The following is an 18,929-nucleotide window of genomic DNA, read 5'->3' on the forward strand; positions in this document are numbered from 1 at the left end:
GACTGTGGCCCCCTCTGTCAGTCAGTCACGATCCGCGAGTGCTTACGGGTGTCTTTCATGGTGATGTACACCAGCAGCGACACGGCGATGCAGGCCGTCACGTACCAGTAGTAGCCAGTTTCCATGCCGATGCTCTTGAACCACAGGGCGATGTATTCAGCGGTGCCGCCGAAGATCGACACGGTCAGTGCGTACGGCAGGCCGACGCCCAGGGCGCGGATTTCGGTGGGGAACAGCTCTGCTTTCACCACGGCGTTGATCGAGGTGTAGCCGCTGACGATGATCAGCGCGGCCATGATCAGGAAGAACGCGCCCCACCAGGTCTGGATGGTGTGCAAGGTGGTGAGGATCGGCACGGTGAACAGGGTGCCGAGGATGCCGAAGGCGATCAGGATCGGCCGGCGGCCAATCTTGTCCGACAGCCCGCCGATCACCGGTTGCAGGCACATGAACAGGAACAATGTGGCGGCAGAAATGGTGGTGGAGTCGGAGATGCTCATGCCGACGGTGTTCACCAGGTATTTCTGCATGTAGGTGGTGTAGGTGTAGAAGGCCAGGGTGCCGCCCATGGTCAGGCCGACCACGGTCATCAGTTCCTTGGGATGGCGCATCAAGGTGCGCATCGCGCTTTCCTTGGCTTTTTCCTTCTTGGTGAACGACTCGGTTTCTTCCATGCCGCGACGCAGGTACAGCGCCACGATCGCACACAGCGCGCCGATGGCGAACGGGATGCGCCAGCCCCACGCATACAGCTGTTCGGTGGTGAGGAACTGTTGCAGCACGATCAGCACGCCCAGGGCGATGAGCTGGCCGGAGATCAGGGTCACGTACTGGAAGCTGGAGAAGAAGCCGCGACGTTCCTTGGTCGCCATCTCGCTCAGGTAGGTCGCCGAGGTGCCGTACTCGCCACCTACCGACAGGCCTTGGAGCAGGCGGGCAAACACCAGCAGGATCGGCGCGCCGACACCGATGGTTTCGTAGCTCGGGCTCAAGGCGATGATCAGCGAGCCGAAGCACATCAGGTACACCGAAGCCATCAACGCCCGTTTGCGACCGGCACGGTCGGCGTACAGACCCATCAACCACCCGCCAATCGGGCGCATCAGGAAGCCCACGGCGAAGATCGCGGCGGTGTTGAGCAATTGGGCGGTGGTGTCGCCCTTGGGGAAGAAGACTTTGGCGAAGTACAACGAGAATGCGGCGTAGACGTACCAGTCATACCACTCGACCATGTTGCCGACCGAGCCGCTGAAGATCGATTTGATCCGGCTGGCGGTGGTTCTTTCACGGGCGGGCACGGCAGCCGACCCAAGGGGCAGGGCGTTGGAGTTGTCCATTGAAGGATCCCTTCGTTTAATTGTTTTTGTGGAGCGCGTGGGAACGCAGCCTGACAGGGCTATAGCAGGAGCTGTGCCAGGTGACAGAAGGCCGGTTTAGAGGGGGGCATGGCGCTAGGTGAGCGGAAAATCGCTCATTGTGGCTGGGGGTGTGGGCGGGAATCCGCTTATGCAGGGAGAGGGTTGTTGTCTGTACTGGCCCCATCGCGAGCAAGCTCGCTCCCACATTTCGTCCGGCTTACACATGCCCCTGTGGGAGCGAGCTTGCTCGCGATGAGGCCGGTACAGACCCAAAGAATTCAGCGGGCCTTACAAAAACATCTCCCGACTCAACCCATGCCGCTGCATCTTTTCATTGAAGGTGCGGCGTGGCAGTTGCAGTTCTTCGAGCACGGCTTTCACATCGCCTTTGTGCCGGGTCAGGGCGGCGCGCAGGCATTGGGCTTCGAAGGCTTCCTGTTGGGCCGCGAGGGATTGGCCCGGCTCCGTCTCCAGGACGGGGAGTTGATCCAGCCCCAACACCTGGCGTTCGGCGACGTTGGCCAGCTCCCGCACGTTGCCCGGCCAGTCGTGGCTGAGCAGATGGCTCAACTGCGGGCCGCTCAGGGGCGCGGCGGGGCGACCCAGGCGTTCGGCGGCGCTGTGGGTGAAGTGTTCGAACAGCAAGGGAATGTCCTCGCGCCGTTCGCGCAGCGGTGGCAGGCGCAGTTCGGCGATGTTCAGGCGATAGGCCAGGTCTTCGCGAAAACGTCCGGCCCGGGCTTCGTCCAGCAGGTCGGGCTTGGTGGCGGCGATGATGCGCAGGTTCACCTGGATGCTCTGGTTGGAGCCCAGGCGTTCGAGCTTCTGTTCCTGCAACACCCGCAGCAACTTGACCTGCTGGGCCAGGGGCATGCTCTCGATTTCGTCGAGAAACAGCGTGCCGCCATCGGCGTATTCGAGCTTGCCGATGCGCTTGCCCTGGGCGCCGGTGAAGGCGCCGCTTTCATGACCGAACAGCTCCGCTTCGAACAGCGCCTCGGGAATGGCCGCGCAGTTCAACGCGACAAAGGGTTTGCTCGCCCTCGGGCCGAAGTCGTGCAGGCAACGGGCGACCAGTTCCTTGCCGCTGCCGGTTTCGCCGCGGATCAACACGTTGACCGGCAGTGCAGCGAGGTCCAGCACCTGGCGCCGCAGGTTTTGCAACGCACGGGAAACGCCCAGCAGCGTACCATCGAGGCGACCCCGGGCGTCGGCCTGTTCATGCAAGCGACGGTTTTCCAGGACCAGGGTGCGCTTGTCCAGGGCCCGGCGCAGGCTGCCGAGCAGGGCTTCGGGGCTGAAGGGTTTTTCCAGGAAGTCGTAGGCGCCGTCGCGCATGGCCTCCACGGCCATCGGCACGTCGCCGTGGCCGGTCAACAGAATCACCGGCAGGTCCGGATCGCGGCGGCGTACTTCGGCCAACAGCTCCAGGCCACTGAGGCCGGGCATGCGCACATCGCTGAGGATCACTCCAGGGAAATGCTCCGGCAACCGGGCCAGGCATTCATCGGCGCGGCTGAACAACTGCACCTGAAACCCCGACAGGCTCAACCATTGCTCGACGGCGCTGCGAATGCTGCCTTCGTCATCAACGGCCATGACTGAATCAAGCATTCAGTTGCGCCTCCTGATCAATGGGCAAGGTCACGCAGAATACCGCGCCGTGCTCATGGTTGTCCGCCGTCAGTCGTCCACCGGATTCATGGATGATTGCAAACGAAACCGCCAGCCCCAGACCCAGGCCATCGCCCACCGCCTTGGTGGTGAAGAATGGATCGAACACCTGGGCCAGGTGTTCCTCGGCGATCCCGGTGCCGCTGTCGCTGACGGTCAGGCGCCACAATTGCTCATCGGCTTCCAGGCGCACTTCCAGGCGCTTGATGGGTTGGTCGGCCATGGCGTCGAGGGCGTTGCGCAGCAGGTTGATCAATACCTGTTCGAGGCGGATCGCATCGCCGCGCACCCAGGCCGGTCGAGTCAGGTGCAGCACGGTGCTGATCTGTTCGTCGCGCAGGCGCGTGTCCAGCAATTGCAGCGCCTGGTCGACCACCGCCGCCAGGTCCAGGCGTTCGCGCAGGCCACTGGGGCTTTTGCGGGCGAAGGTCTTCAGGTGACCGGTGAGGGCGGCCATGCGGGTCAGCATGTCGTCCACCGGCTTGAGGGCCTTGTAGGCGTCATCGACCCGACCATGATCGAGCAGCAAACGCAGGGTCGCCAATTGCATGCGTTGGGCGGTCAAGGGCTGGTTGATTTCATGGGCCAGGGCCGCTGACATCTGCCCCAGTGCCGCCAGCTTGGCCGATTGCACCAGCCCGTCCTGGGCCGTGTGCAGATCCCGGGTACGTTCTTCGACCAACCGTTCAAGCTCTTCGCGGCTGCGCTGGCGCAACTTTGCCAGGCGCCAGCGCTGGTTGAGAAACAGCAGCAGGAACACCAGCGCCAGCCACGACCCGGCGGCCGCGAGCCCGGCGTTGCGACGGTCTTCGAAGGCGATCTGCGGACGGCGCAGCAAGTGCAGCGTCCAGCCTTCGGCGGTCAGCGGCAAGGATTCCCACAGGTAGTCCGTCGAGCCATCGGGCGTCTCGACCCGGGCCAGATGGCTATTGTCGTCAAAGCGCCGCAACGTTTCGTAAGCCAGCGGTTGCAATGGTTGCTTGTCATATTGACGGGTGGCCTTGAGCTCGGCGCGGTCGCTGTCGCTCAGCGGCTGCAAGTGCCGATAACGCCAGCCCGGGCGGTTGGCGATGAAGATGATGCTCCGGGCATCGCTGACCAGCAGGGTGTCGCTGCCTTGGCGCCATTCGCGCTCCAGCTCCGGAAACTCCAGCTTTACCACCATCGCGCCGAGGAAGTCATCATTGTCGCCGGTCACCGCACTGGATAAGAAATAACCCGGAATACCGCTGGTCACGCCCACTGCATAAAACCGCCCGGTGCCCTGGGTGCGAGTCTGGATGAAGTAGGGGCGGAAACCATAATTGTGCCCGACGTAGCTGCTGGGCAGACGCCAGTTACTGGCCGCCACGGCGAGGCCTGTATGGTCGAGCAATTCAAGCGTGGACGATTGTGCGGCGCCGTTGATTTTTTCCAGTTTGCGATTCAATGCATCCTGTTGCGTCGCGCTCAGCGAGCCCTTGAGGGCATCACGCAACTGCGGGTCCAGCGCCAGCACGGCGGGCAGGGCGCGGTAGCGTTCGATCAGGGTGTGGAGGGAGTTGGCGTACAGCGCCAGTTGCTGGCTCGCCCGGCTAGCATCTTCCTCCAGGGCCACGCGCTCGGCATGGCGCACGGCGAGGACGGCGGCAAGGGCTGCGCCGGCGAGGATCAGGACGATGGCAAGGAGCAGGCGCAAGGGGCGCGGCATTGCGGGCATTTGATTGTTTCAAGGGCAGGGCAGGGATGGGCACGATAGCACGCCGAATTAGCGGCTGAATCGCCGCTATCGAGAGCCAGTTCGTAAAGAGGTTCACATTCGGCGTTGAAGCAAGCCGATCCGCCGCTTTCGCTTCAAGACAAACCGGCTATCTGAGCATGCTTTGGGTCTTCTTCAGTTGAACGATCGTGGCTTTCATCTGAAGTCTCAGGTTTTGAGGCGTGTCGCCACTGGATTCTCCGAATAGCTTTTCCAGCGGCTGGTAGGTATTGGTAGCGCCGAGTTCCGCCTTATTGAACAGCTTGTCGATGTAGTCCATTTGTGCGTTCAGCACCTCGATCATGCCATTGATATACTCGTCGGCCCGGGCGATTTTTTCCTCGGAAAGTTCACGGTTGGCGCTGCGGATTTCGTGAATGATCTCGATTGTCCCGAGCACTGTACCCACCGCGGCCCCGATTTCGCTGGCGGTCACGTTTCCACTGGCTTTCAGCGCGATTTTGGTGCCGGTGACAGCCGCTTCCTTGCCGGCTTTCAAGACGTTTCGGGTGGTGGGCGCGGTCACGGCATGGAGCAGGTCCTGACCTTTCGCCTTGGCATACTCGTCCAGATTGAGGTGCCTGTATTCGCCTCTCTTCACGATGCGGCTCGGGTCCAGTTTGCGGGTCTTGAAGTTGACCGCTGCGCTCAGGCTCAATCGCTCCAGTGCATAGTCAAGGCCAATGCTCACGCCTTTGCTGGTCGTGAACCCCAGCGCGGCCCCCAGGATGATACCGGGTGGGCCCGCAACGCTGCCCAGTGCCGCCGCCCCCATGCCCACCGCGATGCCCGCGCCATAACTGATGACCTGCGCGCCAACATGAGCGCCGACACGTACCGCGGCGGACTGGGCGTGAGCCGCTACCGAGCGATGGCTTTCCAGTTGGGTCTGCGCTTCGCGGGCCCTGCGTGAAGTCAGCTTCAGGATGTCCTTGAACTTGGCTATCTCCCGGTTCAGTTTGTGTTTTTTCTTCCGCCCTTCATGGTCGGCCGCGGCCTGCGCTTTCCTGTCATCCCTCTCTGCCTGTGTCTCCAGGATCAAGCCTTGGTCGTCGGTCAGCGTCATCGGGTTGTTGCCGACGAATCCATACAGGTTCAACCCGTCGACAGTGCCCGCCGGGTCCGGGCTCAACCAGCGCTGCAACCACGGCGGGTAATAACGCGCACCGTAGTAATACAGGCCACTGGCATCCAGCTCCTTGCCCGAATACCGCAAAGTCTTGTAGTCGACTTCTATTCTCGAACGGGCGGCCTGCCAGCTGGTACCACCGAACGGATAGTAATGCTCAAGGTTGATCAAGGCGCCCTCGCGGTCCAGCTCCAATGTGCTGGAGCCCAGGTGGTCGTCGAGGTTGTAGCGCAGTTGGTCGGCTTCGATGCCGTCCGGTTGGCCGGCTTCCCAATGCAGGCAACGGACGCTGCCGTGGGCCAACGCAAATGTGATGATGTGCAATTGCTCCCCGTGGCTGCTCGTGCGGATTTCAAGGTCCGGCAAATAACGGGTTTCGTGGCGGGTACTGGCGGTGATGTGGGTCTTGCTGACCCGCTCGCCCAGGCTGTAAAGGTAGGTTTCGTCATCGTCGGCCATGCCGTTGTCGCGCTTGAGCAATGTCACTCTGCTGAGCTGGTCGCGGGCATTCCATACCAGTGGCTGGGCACCGCGTTGCAAATACAATGGGTTACCGTGGGCATCGAACAGCGCGTCGAAATCCGGTTCCGGGTCGTCTACTGTCCAGCGCACGCCCCGGTTGCTGTGGGGGGCGATGCGCAGTGCCTGGGTGTGATTGTTGCCTTCGCGAACATGCCGCAGTTGGGTCAGGTTGTGGCCGCTGTCGTAGGTGTAGAGCTGGGTATAGTTGAAACGGACGGAGGGGTCGATGGGAACGACCGGGGCCGGTAAACCGGGCAGCAGGTGTGGTGTGTCTCCCTCCAGGCCGGTGGCGCTGGTCAGGCGATAGAGCGAGTCGTAGGTGAATTCACGGTGAGCGTCCATGCGCTGATTGGCAAAGTACAGGGTGCTCACCGTCTGGTCCTCGATGCGCAGCACATTGCCCACGGGGTCATAGAAATAGGCCAGGTCCTGGCGCAGGGCCTCACCGGCTTTTCCTGTCTTGAGGGTGCTCATCCGACCATCCGCTGGGTCACGGGTCCAGCGGCTGGTCACGCCGTTGGCGGTGTCCTGGCGCTCGATCTGGCCGGCTGCGTTATAGAGGGTGTCCAGCAAAATCGGTTGTGATGTCTCATGGTCCTTGAGTTTCAGGTCCGCTTGTTTGAGTTGCCCGCAAACGTCCAGGCGTAAATCATATCGGTGGCCGCCGGCGTCAGTCTGGCTTACCAATGCGCCGAAGGCGTCCCGGGTTTGTGTACTGGTATAGGGGATGGCGTCGGCAAAACTGCGTACCTGGCGCAACGATTCACCCAACAGACTGTAACGGTCGAGGCGCAAGGCGCCCGAGGTGTCGGTCTGCTCCAGCAACTGCCCACGCAGGTTATCTACGGTGTCTTCAGTGGCGTCGGCGTAGGTGAACGTTTCGGCATTCGCCTGGCCATTCTCCTCCAGGACTAGCGGGCGCAGCTGGTTGTCATACTGCGTGCGCCAATGGTTGCCGCGCGCATTCCATACCTGCAAGGTTTCACCCGCCAACCCCGGCAAGGCCAGGCGCCATCCAGCGTCGACGCTGTCGGTCTGCAGGGGGCTGGCCAGGAGGTTGTAGACCTTGGCCTGATTGGGTTTGGGGGCATGGTCGAACAGACGTGGGTCCCATTGCTCGGTCAAATGGCCGGTTACGTTGAACCGTTGACGAGTGATCAGCGCGGCTGCGGGGGCCTTGGCCTGGCTTCGCAGATAAGCGATCTGCCGCACCGGCAGGCCACGGCCATCGACGGCAACGATATCCGGGGTTCGGGAGTGAACACTGTTCATGTCGGCCCTTCTACGATGAACCATCGAATGGCGCGGTATCGTTGTAATCGTGATCGCACTGGTACCACGGGTGATAGACATGCCAGGCCTCATGCCCCTTGGCATTGACGACTTTGACCAGCCGCCCCGGCGGGTCGTAGAACTGCCGGTCGTGGTAGCCGTGTTCACGCAGCGACGCGTCGTTGATGTAACGCCAGGCATCGGCGAAGTAAGGGCGGTAGACCCGCGTGACCAGGCCTTTGTTGTTGTACTCGACCCGTTCGCTGACGCGCCAGCGCGGGTTGGCATCATGTTGGATCGGCCGCCCATCGTCGCCCAATCTCAGCGAGCCGTCCTCGGCCACGGCATAGGCTTGCCCAGGCTCGACCAATTGCTTGCTTTGCAGCGGGCGACCAAAACCGTCGACGGCGCTGACGGCGATGCGGATCTGTCGCAGTCGATCATCCGGATAGCGATCGGCGCTCAGCACGACGCTGTGGGCCGGTTCCCGGGTTGTGGCCTGGATCAGCATCCAGAGCAGTTCCTCGCCGGCGCTCCGGGTCTTGAGCCGGGCCAGGCGAATGCGCGCCGAGGCGCGAATGTGGCCGCTGGGCAGCACGTAGCGGGCGCTGATCCATTCATCGCGCTGCTCCGGCAACACCAGCGCAAGGTCGAGCGTGCCCATCCAGCTCAAATCTTCGATCCGTACGGCGCTGGCCATGTCGCCCAAGGTGTCCGCCGGATTTTCAATGGCGTGAGCGGGAGACAGGTCTTCGGGCGGCTCATAAGTATCGATGGAATCGAAACCCGCCGGAGCGCCATTCTCGGTGCCGTGAAAGGTGATAGCCAAGGGCACGCCGTCCGGGCCACAAAGCGCCTCTTGGACATTGTCGTTGGCGTCGATGATTTTTCGTGGCAGCAGCGAGTGATAGTTGTATTCGATGTGGGTTGCGCAGCCGTCCGGTAGGGTTACGGCGATGGGCATCAGGTGATAGGCGTCATAGTCGGTCGTGGTAACGCCATGGCTCTGGGTTTCCTGCAACGCACTGGCATGGAAGAAACCTTCCAGCGGCAGGTACGTGGTGAAACTGAGTTTCCTTGACCACAGTTCCTGCGCAGCGTCCTTGCCTGGGTCTTCAGGCAGGAACAGCCTCATGGGTTCGAAGCCAATCGTTTCCAATTGCTGGCGAATGTCGAACGGGTCTGGCACGGCGTCATAGGCGTCCAGCGCCTGCTTATCGAACTCGGCCACTTCCAACGGACCGGGCAAGGCCTGGAACAGGATAGTGTTCGATTCATCGCGCAGGTAGGTTTGTTCGTCAAGACTGATCAACACCCGGGCAGCTGTCCACTCAGCCGAATCCTGATGTTCCAGGAAGCATTCATAGCTGACCTGTTGCGGGTTCAATCCTTCGGGGAGGTTTCCCTTGGGGCGTCGCAACCCGTTGGTGCGAGCGCGCCAAGGGAGGCCGAGCTTTATGCGCAGTCCGGTCTCGTCGGACAGGTCCAGTGATTCGGATCGGCTCTCGATGATATGGAAGATCTGTTGCTGATCGTCATGGGCATCGCGCCACCAAGTGTTCTCGTCTTCGTCTTCGAAGGGGGGATTATCATTTGCGATCAGGCGTCGGGCGTAATGAACGACGAAACTGTGCACCGGCTGGCCGTAGTGATTCCAATTCAGGGAGATGCCGTGCTGGGCTTGTGGGTCGTTGATAAACCCATCGTATTGAAGGCTGACTGTTTCCAGTGCCAGTACCAATAAGCTTTTATGGCCCGCATGAGGTTGACGCAACAGGTAGCGTTGTTGCGTCACGGTGTAGGGTTGGAGCATGGCGATGGATTCGGCGTGGTGGGTCTCGCTGCGCAATACATGGCCAGCCAAGGCGTAGGCCATTTCCCGGGCGGTCTCGGGGTCGGGCGTGATGATCTGGTCGGCTCCGTCCTGTTCGTGGAAACGAGTCAGCAATGTTGGGCCCAGCACTGGCGCGTCGTTGTCGGCTTCGAAACAATCCTTGAGGGGCTGGTCGACGCTACGACCGGTGTGAAACCAGGTCTTGACCAGTGCCGGCGCGGTAAAACCGCTGTCCAAGTCTGCGGCGGGGGTTTCGCTGTCGAGCTGATAAAGCCGGGCGAAGCCTCGGAATTCACGCTGAAAGCTGTCGTAGTCGCCCTCGAAATACGTGAAGCGCTGGGTCAGGCAATTTCCAGTGATTTCGTCCAATTGTTGCTGGCTGGCCACCAGCGGCAAAGCCATGGGTAGATGGCAGACCGGCGGCTGGGAGCGTTTCAGGATCTGCTGTTTTTCGTCCAGCCAGAACTGCGCGCTGCTGCGGTAGGCCAGGCTACTGCTGTAGCCCATGTTGTTGTTCGTGGCGCTGAGCAGGTAGGGCCGTGTCGCGACGAAGTCGTAGCGCCAATGGCGCGGTTTCAGGTCCGGCGTGTGATGGGGAACACTCAGGATCAAGCTGGCACAACCCACGCCTTGCAGATCAGCCAGGGTGACCTGGCAGAGGCGGTCATAGCGCAGGCCGTCGGGCCACTGGACCCGCAGGGGTGTTTGCTCCAAGCCATTGCCGCCGCGGTTGAAGTAGATCTCGAAACAATCGCTTTGCAGATAAATCAATGCGGGTGCCCCGGAGCCATCCAGATCGGCGATCCGCACCCGCTCGGCATCGAACTCGCTATAGGTGAAGGGTAGGGCACTCACGACGAAGCCCGCCCCGAAATGTCCATGGCCCAGGTTCGGCCAACACTTGATTTCATTGCAGCGAATACGGCACAGCTCGGTGCTGTCGCTGCCGAGCATATTGCCAAACAACACCAACTCGCTGCGCACGTCGCTGAACAGGGGCAGGTCGCTGTCCGGTTCATGGGGGACGTCCACGCCGGGGGCGAAACCCTCTTTCCGCAGATTGGCGTAGAGCCGCACGCTTTTCGGGCCGATCAGGGCCAATGAGCGCAAGCCGTCGCCGGACAAGTCGCCCAGTTGGGCGGCGGGATGCAGGAATTCGCTGGGGAAGCGCTTGAAGTCGGTAAAGGTCGACCAACTGCGGTCGGGGTTGAGGGTATAAAAGCCACTCATGCCGGGTTGGGCGATGACCCAATTGAGACGACCGCTGCCGGTGAGGTCCGTCAGTATTTGCATCACCGCCGAGTTATCGGTGGCGATCGGGATGCTGGGCAGCATTGACCAGGGACCATAGCTGATTTCGTCATGATCTTCGCTCTCGCCGCGCTCAGGCTCGCGGTAGTACCAACTATCGGCATGGCGGCACAAGAAACCCGGAATGCCTTCGCCGTAGAGGTCGACACACTGGTAGCGACGACCGTCTTCCAGGGCGGGCATGGTTTCCAAGGCAAAAAATGCCGCTGGCTCAAGGTTCGGCTCGAAGTCGGTGTATCGGAGTTCCACCGGAGGGCTGTATCCGACCCGACCCTCGGCATCCCAGTCTTGATAATGGGCGGCGGTCAACAGGCTGTAGCCCAACTCGGTCGGGGTGTATTCCAACAGCAACCGACGCAGCAGCGCGGGTTCGTTGTCGGCTCCGGCAGGGAATTGGTGAAACATCAGCACCTGATGGCACAGGCGCCGGGTGCCCACCTCGAAGCCGTACCGGTAAGCGTGGATAGGATCGCTGCGTAGTTGCCAGGCGTTTTCGTCGAGGGCGGTCCAGGCGGGTTTTTCCTCGAGTTCGAGGGGGCGTTGGCCGTAATCGAATATCAGGTGAAAGTGCCAGGCCAGTTCGGTCGGGTCTTCAACTTCAAAGCAATACAAGGTTTCGCTGGCCGTGGCGTTGCCATAACACAACCGTTGCAGGTAACGCTGGGCGCTATAGTCGTGGGGGCCGTCAGGGGGACAGGGGTCGGCCTTGTATTCGTAATAGATGTGCTCGCCCAGCGGGCTGACTTCTTCCAGCAGCAGCCATTGGGCAATGCGCGACGGGACCTGCGGGTCGGCAATACGTGACGTCGTGCTTTTCCCATAGCAATACACGTGGCCGTTGCTGCCCTGTACTCGCCAGAACGGATGGCCATCGATGGAGGTCCAGAGTTCATAAATGTCGAAGGTGCTCTCGACCCTCGGGTAATAGCGCACCACCGCGAAAATACGCTCGCCCATCTTGCGGCTGGTCTGCCGCTCAAGATCTGGCCAGCGATCCACCCCATCGGGGCCGACCATGACGTCGTCTTCCCCGTAGTGCGGGACGCCATTACTGGTCTTGCGGCTGATGCTGGGGACCGACAACTGCATGCCGATGCCGAACAGGCCATTGCCGTTTTGGCTGTTGTATTGCAGAGCCAGGTCCGGCGTCAGATGCCGGGCGCTCGACACGGGCAGCGGCAACTCGAACGAGGCGGCGCCCCTTGTGCCTACCGGGCCGAGGCTGTTGCCGAGGGTCGCGATTGACGCGCCGCCGGCAATGGTGGGCGTGATGATCTGGAGGGGGGCTTGCTCTGCCATTGAAGGTTCATCCCTTTGATCCGCGCCAGGGTTGATCCCCGGCCAGGGTGAGGATGCCAAGAGAGAGCAGGGGTGTAACCTGTCAGATCTGACAGGTGGGTGGGTGCAGCCGATGAATGGCTGTGCTCCCACAGGTTTTTGGTTGAGACATGAAAAAGGCCGGTGGGCTTGTCACTCACCGGCCTTCGTCACAACGCTTGCGTGCGGGTTACTGCACTTCCACCGCCAGGCTTTCGCTGATCTTCTGCTGCCAGATCGCTGGGCCTGTGATGTGCACCGACTCGCCTTTGCTGTCCACGGCGACGGTCACCGGCATGTCCTTGACCTCGAACTCGTAGATCGCTTCCATGCCCAGTTCGGCGAACGCCAGGACCTTGGATTTCTTGATCGCCTGGGCCACCAGGTAAGCGGCGCCGCCGACGGCCATGAGGTAGACAGCCTTGTTGTCCTTGATCGCTTCGATAGCGGTCGGGCCGCGTTCGGATTTGCCGATCATGCCCAACAGGCCGGTCTGCTCGAGGATCTGGCGGGTGAACTTGTCCATCCGCGTGGCCGTGGTCGGGCCGGCCGGGCCGACGACTTCGTCGCCTACCGGGTCGACCGGGCCGACGTAGTAGATGAAGCGGCCCTTGAGGTCCACCGGCAAGGTTTCACCCTTGTTAAGCATCTCGACCATGCGCTTGTGCGCGGCATCGCGACCGGTGAGCATCTTGCCGTTGAGCAGCACGGTTTCGCCCGGTTTCCAGCTCTGCACGTCCTCCGGGGTCAGGGTGTCGAGATTGACGCGACGGGCCGACGGGCCGGCTTCCCAGACGATTTCCGGGTAGGCGTCCAGCGGTGGCGCTTCCAGCGACGCCGGGCCGCTGCCGTCGAGCACGAAGTGGGCGTGACGGGTGGCGGCGCAGTTGGGGATCATGCACACCGGCAGGGAGGCGGCGTGGGTCGGGTAGTCCATGATCTTCACGTCGAGCACGGTGGTCAGGCCACCCAGGCCCTGGGCGCCGATGCCCAGTTGGTTGACCTTCTCGAACAGCTCCAGGCGCATCTCTTCGATACGGTTCTGCGGGCCGCGAGCCTTGAGCTCATGGATGTCGATGGATTCCATCAACACTTCCTTGGCCATGACCGCGGCTTTCTCGGCGGTGCCGCCGATGCCGATACCGAGCATGCCCGGTGGGCACCAGCCGGCACCCATGGTCGGAACGGTTTTCAGCACCCAGTCGACGATGGAGTCGGACGGGTTGAGCATGGCCATCTTCGACTTGTTCTCGGAGCCGCCGCCCTTGGCCGCCACGTCCACTTCCACGGTGTTGCCCGGGACGATGGAGTAGTGGATGACCGCCGGGGTGTTGTCCTTGGTGTTTTTACGTGCGCCTGCCGGGTCGGCGAGGATGGAGGCACGCAGGACGTTTTCCGGCAGGTTGTAGGCGCGACGCACGCCCTCGTTGATCATGTCGTCCAGGCTCATGGTCGCGCCATCCCAACGCACGTCCATGCCCACGCGCACGAACACGGTCACGATGCCGGTGTCCTGGCAGATCGGCCGATGGCCGGTGGCGCACATGCGCGAGTTGATCAGGATCTGCGCCATGGAGTCGCGGGCTGCCGGCGATTCTTCGCGCAGGTAGGCCTCGTGCATCGCCTGGATGAAATCCACGGGGTGGTAGTAGGAAATGAACTGCAGGGCGTCGGCAACGCTCTGTATCAGGTCATCTTGCTTGATCACGGTCATGAGTCGCGCTCCTCTCTAAAGACGGGAACATTCAATAAGGTGCCGGCCGCTGGGTGCATCGGTCGACGGGCGGCACCTCTATAAGGCACGCCGGGCATGCTGGCGCGACGCTAAAAAGGCGCGGCAGTATATCGCAGGCTAGCCCCCCTGTGGGAGCAAGCCTTGCTCCCACAGAAGCTTTGCTCCCACAGCCCAACAGAGCTGTGCACAGGTGACGTGTCAGGCACCAAACCACTGCGTCAATATAGGCCATTGCTTTGACGCCATTTTTCTGCTCCAGAATTGAATGGTCATTTGTCCTACACGCCACTAAAGTGGCGTCTGGCCTGTAGCGTAGGACGCCTCCTGTCAGTTTCCTTTCCCATGGTGAGTCAACGATTGACCCATAACGCCATTCAACGTCTTTTGCTGAAACGCTTCGCTTTGGCGGCCGCGACGTACGCGCTGGCACTGGTTTTGTTGTGGCTGGCATTTTTCAGTGGTCATTACCTCGATTCGTTGCGCGGTGTCATCATCGGCAGCGTGTTGGTCGTGCTGTGCCAGGCCGGGTTGTTCGCGCTGTTTATCACCGACCGTAACCTGCGCTTCGCCGACCCCAGCCTCACCGAAGCGCAGGTGCTGATCGGCCTGGGCTGGCAGACCTGGATGATGGCGCACCTGGACCAGGCCCGGGGCGTGTTCCTGGTGTTTTATGTATTGATCCTGTTGTTCGGGCTGTTCCACCTGTCGCGCCGGGCCTTTGTGCGCTGCGCGTCGCTGGTGTTCATCAGCTTCACCGCGATTACCCTATGGGACGGTTACTTCTTCAGGCTGCCCGATCCCACCTTGGCCGGGTTGCAGGTGGCCGTGCTGTTTCTCGTGCTGGTGTGGCTGGTGTTTTACGCCCGCTACGTCCAGATATCACGCCAGCGCATGCGCCAGCGGCGGTTTGCCTTGCAAGCGCACCAGGACACCTTGCGCGGGATGATGCGCCAGCTCGAAGACCTGGTGGCCACCGATGAGCTGACCGGGCTGTTCAATCGCCGGCACTTCCTGCGCCTCGCTTCCCGCGAGCTCAACACCCTCAGGCCCGGCATCGCCCATGGCCTGGCCCTGATCGATCTCGACCATTTCAAGCGCATTAACGACCTGCACGGCCACGCTGCGGGCGACCAGGTGCTGCAGGCTTTTGCCGCGGTCGCCACCGCGTGCCTGCGCGAGGGCGATGTATTGGCCCGATATGGCGGCGAGGAATTTGTCATGCTGCTGCCCGCCTGCGACCCCCAGCGCCTGACGGCCTGCTGCGAGCGGCTGCGGCTGGCGTTCACTGAAGTCGAGCTGATCGGTCTGCAGGTCGGCGCCCTCAGCTTGTCGGCGGGCATGACGATGCTGGAAATGGGGGATGACCTGGACAACGCGTTGCAGCGTGCCGACCAGGCCCTGTACCGTGCCAAGCGAGACGGCCGCAATCGGTGCGCTGCCGGCTGGGAGAACACTGATGCCTGAACTGACAGTCGCCGGTCGGCAATGGACGGTGGCGGCGGGCAGTAACCTGCTGGACGCGTTGAACGGCGCCGGTGTGGCGGTGCCCTACAGTTGTCGCGCCGGCAGCTGCCACGCTTGCCTGGTGCAGTGCGTGGGCGGCGATGTGCGCGACAGCCGCCCCGACGCCCTGAGCCCGACGCAGCGCGACCAGGGGTGGCGGCTGGCCTGCCAATGCCAGGTAGTCGAGGATGTGCAGATCCACGCCTTCGACCCGCAACGCGACGGCCAGGCCGCTCACGTGGCTGCAGTGGATTGGCTCGGTGGCGAGGTGCTGCGCCTGCGCATCACCCCCGAGCGGTCGCTGCGTTATCAGGCCGGGCAGCACCTGGTGCTGTGGGCCGGTGACGTGGCCCGGCCGTATTCCCTGGCGAGCCTGCCCGAGGAAGACCGTTTCCTGGAGTTCCACCTCGATTGCCGCGAGCCCGGCCAATTCATCGAGGCGGCCCGGCAGATGAAGGCCGGCGACCCGATCCGCCTGGGCGAACTGCGCGGCGGTGCCTTGCATTACGACCCCGACTGGCACGACCGGCCGCTGTGGCTGCTCGCCGCTGGCACCGGCCTGGCGCCGTTGTTTGGCTTGCTGCGCGAAGCTTTGCGCCAGCATCACCAAGGCGCGATTCGCCTTATTCACGTGGCCCATGATGGAACCGGGCATTACCTGGCCAAACCCCTGGCGGCGCTGGCGGCCAAGCATCAAAACCTCAGCGTGGAGCTACTGACCGCGGCCGAGGCGCCGTCCGCCTTGGCGCAACTGCGGCTTGTTTCGCGGCAAACCCAGGCCTTACTCTGCGGCCATCCCGACCGGGTCGAGGCCTTCGCCAAGCGCTTGTACCTGGCCGGCTTGCCGCGCAATCAACTGCTGGCCGACGTCTTCCTGCCCCGTGGTTGAGCGCTGATCTTCAGACGCGAGACCGACCATGACCGAAACCCTGTTGCTCGACCGAGAACGCGGCCTGCTGACGGTGCGCTTGAACCGTGCGGAAAAGAAAAACGCCCTGACCCGGGCCATGTACAGTCAACTGGCCCAAGCCCTGGCGATGGCCGATACCGACCCGCAGATTCGCGCAGTGCTGCTCACCGGCTCCAGTGACTGCTTCACCGCCGGCAACGACATCATCGACTTCCTCGAACAACCACCGAACGACCTCGATAACCCGGTGTTCCAGTTCATGCTCAGCCTGCTCGATTGCCGCAAACCGGTGATCGCCGCCGTGGCCGGGCCGGCGGTGGGCATCGGCACCACATTGCTGCTGCACTGCGACCTGGTCTACGTCAGCCGGGACGCGCGGCTGCGTATGCCGTTCGTCAACCTGGGACTGTGTCCGGAGTTCGGCTCCAGCCTGATCCTGCCGCGGCTGCTGGGCCAGGCCCGGGCTGCGCAATTGTTGCTCTTGGGCGAGGGTTTCAGTGGTGAACAGGCGGTCGCCTGGGGCATTGCCACCGAGGCGCTGGACAGTGGCGAGGCGGCCTTGGCCAAGGCTCGGGAAGTGGCGTTGCGCTTCGAATCGCTGCCGGCTGAAGCGGTGAACATCAGCAAGCAACTGATGAAAGCGCCCGACCGGGAGCAACTGCTCAGGGTGATCGAAGAAGAGGGCAGGCTGTTCACCCAACGCCTGCGCTCGCCCGAGGCGGTAGCGGCGTTGTCGGGGTTTATCAACAGGCATTGAGTTTTGCAGCGCCTGGACTGGCCCTATCGCGAGCAAGCTCGCTCCCACAGGGGGTTGGGGGCGAGCGGAAAGTCTCGGAACACCACAGAACCATTGTGGGAGCGAGCTTGCTCGCGATGACGGCAGTTCAGGCACTGCATTCTCCGAGAGCAAAAACCAAAAAGCCCCGCCATTCACATGGCAGGGCTTTTGTTTTTCAGCGCTCGGTCACTCAGACCATCGGGTCGCCAACGTGCAGGATTTTCATCCCGTTGGTGCCGCCGATGGTGTGGTAGCTGTCGCCCTTGGTCAGGATGACCCAGTCGCCAGTCTGCACCACGCCACGCTTGACCAGTTCATCCACCGCCGCCTGGCTGACTTCGCCTGGTTGCAGGGCGGCCGGGTCGAACGGCACGGTGTAGACGCCACGGAACATGGCGGCACGGGCCTGGGTTTCGCGGTGCGGGGAGAACGCGTAGATCGGCACCGAGGAGCGGATGCGCGACATGATCAGCGGCGTGTAGCCACTTTCAGTCAGGGCGATGATCGCCTTCACGCCCGGGAAGTGGTTGGCGGTGTACATCGTCGCCAGGGCGATACTTTCGTCGCAGCGCTCGAAGGTCTTGCCGATGCGGTGGCTGGAAGTCTTGCTGGTCGGGTGCTTTTCAGCGCCGATGCAGATACGCGCCATGGCCTGCACCGCTTCGAGCGGGTAGAGGCCGGCGGCGCTTTCGGCCGAGAGCATCACGGCGTCGGTGTAGTCGAGCACGGCGTTGGCTACGTCGGACACTTCGGCGCGGGTCGGCATCGGGTTCTGGATCATCGACTCCATCATCTGGGTCGCGACGATCACCGCTTTGTTATGGCGGCGTGCGTGCAGAATGATCTTCTTCTGGATGCCCACCAGCTCGGCGTCGCCGATTTCCACACCCAGGTCGCCACGGGCCACCATCACGGCGTCGGACGCCTTGATCAGGCCATCGAGGGTTTCGTCGTCGGCCACGGCTTCGGCGCGTTCGATCTTGGCCACCAGCCAGGCAGTGCCGCCAGCTTCGTCGCGCAGTTGACGGGCGTATTCCATGTCGGCGGCGTCACGCGGGAAGGACACGGCCAGGTAGTCGACTTCCATTTCCGCGGCCAGCTTGATGTCGGCCTTGTCTTTCTCGGTCAGGGCCGGTGCGGTCAGGCCACCACCGCGACGGTTGATGCCTTTGTGGTCCGACAGCGGGCCGCCGATGGTCACGATGCAGTTCAGTTCGGTGGCGGTGGCGGTTTCGACGCGCATCACCACGCGACCGTCGTCGAGCAGCAGTTCGTCGCCCACGCCGCAGTCCTTGACCAGGTCCGGGTAGTCGATGCCGACCACTTGCTGGTTGCCTTCGGTCAGCGGATGGCTGGTGGAGAAGGTGAAGGCGTCACCGATCTTCAGCTCGATGCGCTTGTTGGCGAATTTGGCGATACGGATCTTCGGGCCTTGCAGGTCACCCAGCAGGGCAACGAAGCGACCGTGCTTGGCGGCGAGGTCGCGCACCAGCTTGGCACGAGCCTTGTGCTCGTCGGGGGTACCGTGGGAGAAATTCAGGCGGGCAACGTCCAGGCCAGCCAGAATCAGCTGTTCGAGAACTTCCGGCGAATTACTGGCCGGGCCAAGGGTAGCGACGATTTTGGTGCGACGGACGGACATGCAAGACTCCTCAAGTTCAAGCGCCAGCGAAGGCTACTATGCTCTTTGGGTGTAGTCATTGTTCATATGCACTACTTTTTCGTTTGTTTTTCGAAATGAACATTCCTGAAAATTTTTGCGCCTTGGATGAGCTTTCAAGTACAGCTTGGTGGTGAGCTGGAATGATCTGTGGGAGCAAGGCTTCATTCATGTCACTGTGCCTCCAT

General features: G+C 62.2%; 11 protein-coding genes. 3 read left to right on the plus strand and 8 right to left on the minus strand.

From position 1 onward, the window contains the following. Positions 1 to 17: 17 nt before the first annotated feature. From AB4O22_RS02400 to AB4O22_RS02425, 6 genes are all read right to left on the minus strand, one after another. Positions 18 to 1,337, minus strand: a complete 1,320-nt coding sequence (locus tag AB4O22_RS02400; protein WP_057452573.1) for an MFS transporter — start codon at positions 1,335 to 1,337, stop codon at positions 18 to 20. 309 nt (positions 1,338 to 1,646) lie between these two features. Next, entirely contained in the window at positions 1,647 to 2,972 is a 1,326-nt protein-coding gene (locus AB4O22_RS02405; RefSeq protein WP_460095830.1) for a sigma-54-dependent transcriptional regulator, read from the minus strand. Then, a complete protein-coding gene (locus AB4O22_RS02410; protein ID WP_223471476.1) occupies positions 2,965 to 4,731 on the minus strand; it encodes an ATP-binding protein in 1,767 nt (588 codons plus the stop codon). The genes AB4O22_RS02405 and AB4O22_RS02410 overlap by 8 nt, the downstream gene beginning before the upstream one ends. A gap of 148 nt (positions 4,732 to 4,879) precedes the next feature. Beyond that, positions 4,880 to 7,693, minus strand: a complete 2,814-nt coding sequence (locus AB4O22_RS02415) for an RHS repeat-associated core domain-containing protein (RefSeq protein ID WP_460095831.1) — start codon at positions 7,691 to 7,693, stop codon at positions 4,880 to 4,882. A 10-nt stretch (positions 7,694 to 7,703) separates the two neighbouring features. Further along, a complete protein-coding gene (locus AB4O22_RS02420; RefSeq protein ID WP_460095832.1) occupies positions 7,704 to 12,137 on the minus strand; it encodes a SpvB/TcaC N-terminal domain-containing protein in 4,434 nt (1,477 codons plus the stop codon). Between the two features lie 208 nt (positions 12,138 to 12,345). Beyond that, the gene (locus tag AB4O22_RS02425; protein ID WP_003205127.1) at positions 12,346 to 13,869 is read right to left on the minus strand and encodes a fumarate hydratase; all 1,524 of its coding nucleotides are present in this window, start codon (positions 13,867 to 13,869) and stop codon (positions 12,346 to 12,348) included. A 378-nt stretch (positions 13,870 to 14,247) separates the two neighbouring features. Between AB4O22_RS02425 and AB4O22_RS02430 the strand changes: the two genes are divergently transcribed. The 3 genes from AB4O22_RS02430 to AB4O22_RS02440 are packed head-to-tail and all read left to right on the plus strand — an operon-like array spanning position 14,248 to position 17,060. Continuing rightward, complete coding sequence (locus tag AB4O22_RS02430) at positions 14,248 to 15,354, plus strand: GGDEF domain-containing protein (protein ID WP_003205125.1); 1,107 nt, start codon at positions 14,248 to 14,250, stop codon at positions 15,352 to 15,354. Further along, positions 15,347 to 16,282, plus strand: a complete 936-nt coding sequence (locus AB4O22_RS02435) for an iron-sulfur-binding ferredoxin reductase (RefSeq protein ID WP_460095833.1) — start codon at positions 15,347 to 15,349, stop codon at positions 16,280 to 16,282. The genes AB4O22_RS02430 and AB4O22_RS02435 overlap by 8 nt, the downstream gene beginning before the upstream one ends. A gap of 28 nt (positions 16,283 to 16,310) precedes the next feature. Further along, the gene (locus tag AB4O22_RS02440; protein ID WP_003205119.1) at positions 16,311 to 17,060 is read left to right on the plus strand and encodes an enoyl-CoA hydratase; all 750 of its coding nucleotides are present in this window, start codon (positions 16,311 to 16,313) and stop codon (positions 17,058 to 17,060) included. A 211-nt stretch (positions 17,061 to 17,271) separates the two neighbouring features. On the opposite strand, the gene pyk is transcribed toward AB4O22_RS02440, so the two are convergent. Then, positions 17,272 to 18,723, minus strand: a complete 1,452-nt coding sequence (gene pyk, locus AB4O22_RS02445) for a pyruvate kinase (RefSeq protein WP_367859782.1) — start codon at positions 18,721 to 18,723, stop codon at positions 17,272 to 17,274. A gap of 55 nt (positions 18,724 to 18,778) precedes the next feature. Further along, positions 18,779 to 18,913 (minus strand): hypothetical protein, encoded by a 135-nt coding sequence (locus tag AB4O22_RS02450; protein ID WP_256212897.1) that lies wholly within the window; start codon positions 18,911 to 18,913, stop codon positions 18,779 to 18,781. Positions 18,914 to 18,929 lie beyond the last annotated feature (16 nt).

This window comes from Pseudomonas sp. S3_B11, assembly GCF_054667715.1.

Bases quoted from the DNA above. Each gene is read 5' to 3' on its own strand.
- AB4O22_RS02400 (WP_057452573.1), bottom strand. From the start codon at position 1,337: ATGGACAACTCCAACGCCCTGCCCCTTGGGTCGGCTGCCGTGCCCGCC.
- AB4O22_RS02405 (WP_460095830.1), bottom strand. From the start codon at position 2,972: ATGCTTGATTCAGTCATGGCCGTTGATGACGAAGGCAGCATTCGCAGC.
- AB4O22_RS02410 (WP_223471476.1), bottom strand. From the start codon at position 4,731: ATGCCCGCAATGCCGCGCCCCTTGCGCCTGCTCCTTGCCATCGTCCTG.
- AB4O22_RS02415 (WP_460095831.1), bottom strand. From the start codon at position 7,693: ATGAACAGTGTTCACTCCCGAACCCCGGATATCGTTGCCGTCGATGGC.
- AB4O22_RS02420 (WP_460095832.1), bottom strand. From the start codon at position 12,137: ATGGCAGAGCAAGCCCCCCTCCAGATCATCACGCCCACCATTGCCGGC.
- AB4O22_RS02425 (WP_003205127.1), bottom strand. From the start codon at position 13,869: ATGACCGTGATCAAGCAAGATGACCTGATACAGAGCGTTGCCGACGCC.
- AB4O22_RS02435 (WP_460095833.1), top strand. From the start codon at position 15,347: ATGCCTGAACTGACAGTCGCCGGTCGGCAATGGACGGTGGCGGCGGGC.
- AB4O22_RS02440 (WP_003205119.1), top strand. From the start codon at position 16,311: ATGACCGAAACCCTGTTGCTCGACCGAGAACGCGGCCTGCTGACGGTG.
- pyk (WP_367859782.1), bottom strand. From the start codon at position 18,723: ATGTCCGTCCGTCGCACCAAAATCGTCGCTACCCTTGGCCCGGCCAGT.
- AB4O22_RS02450 (WP_256212897.1), bottom strand. From the start codon at position 18,913: ATGAATGAAGCCTTGCTCCCACAGATCATTCCAGCTCACCACCAAGCT.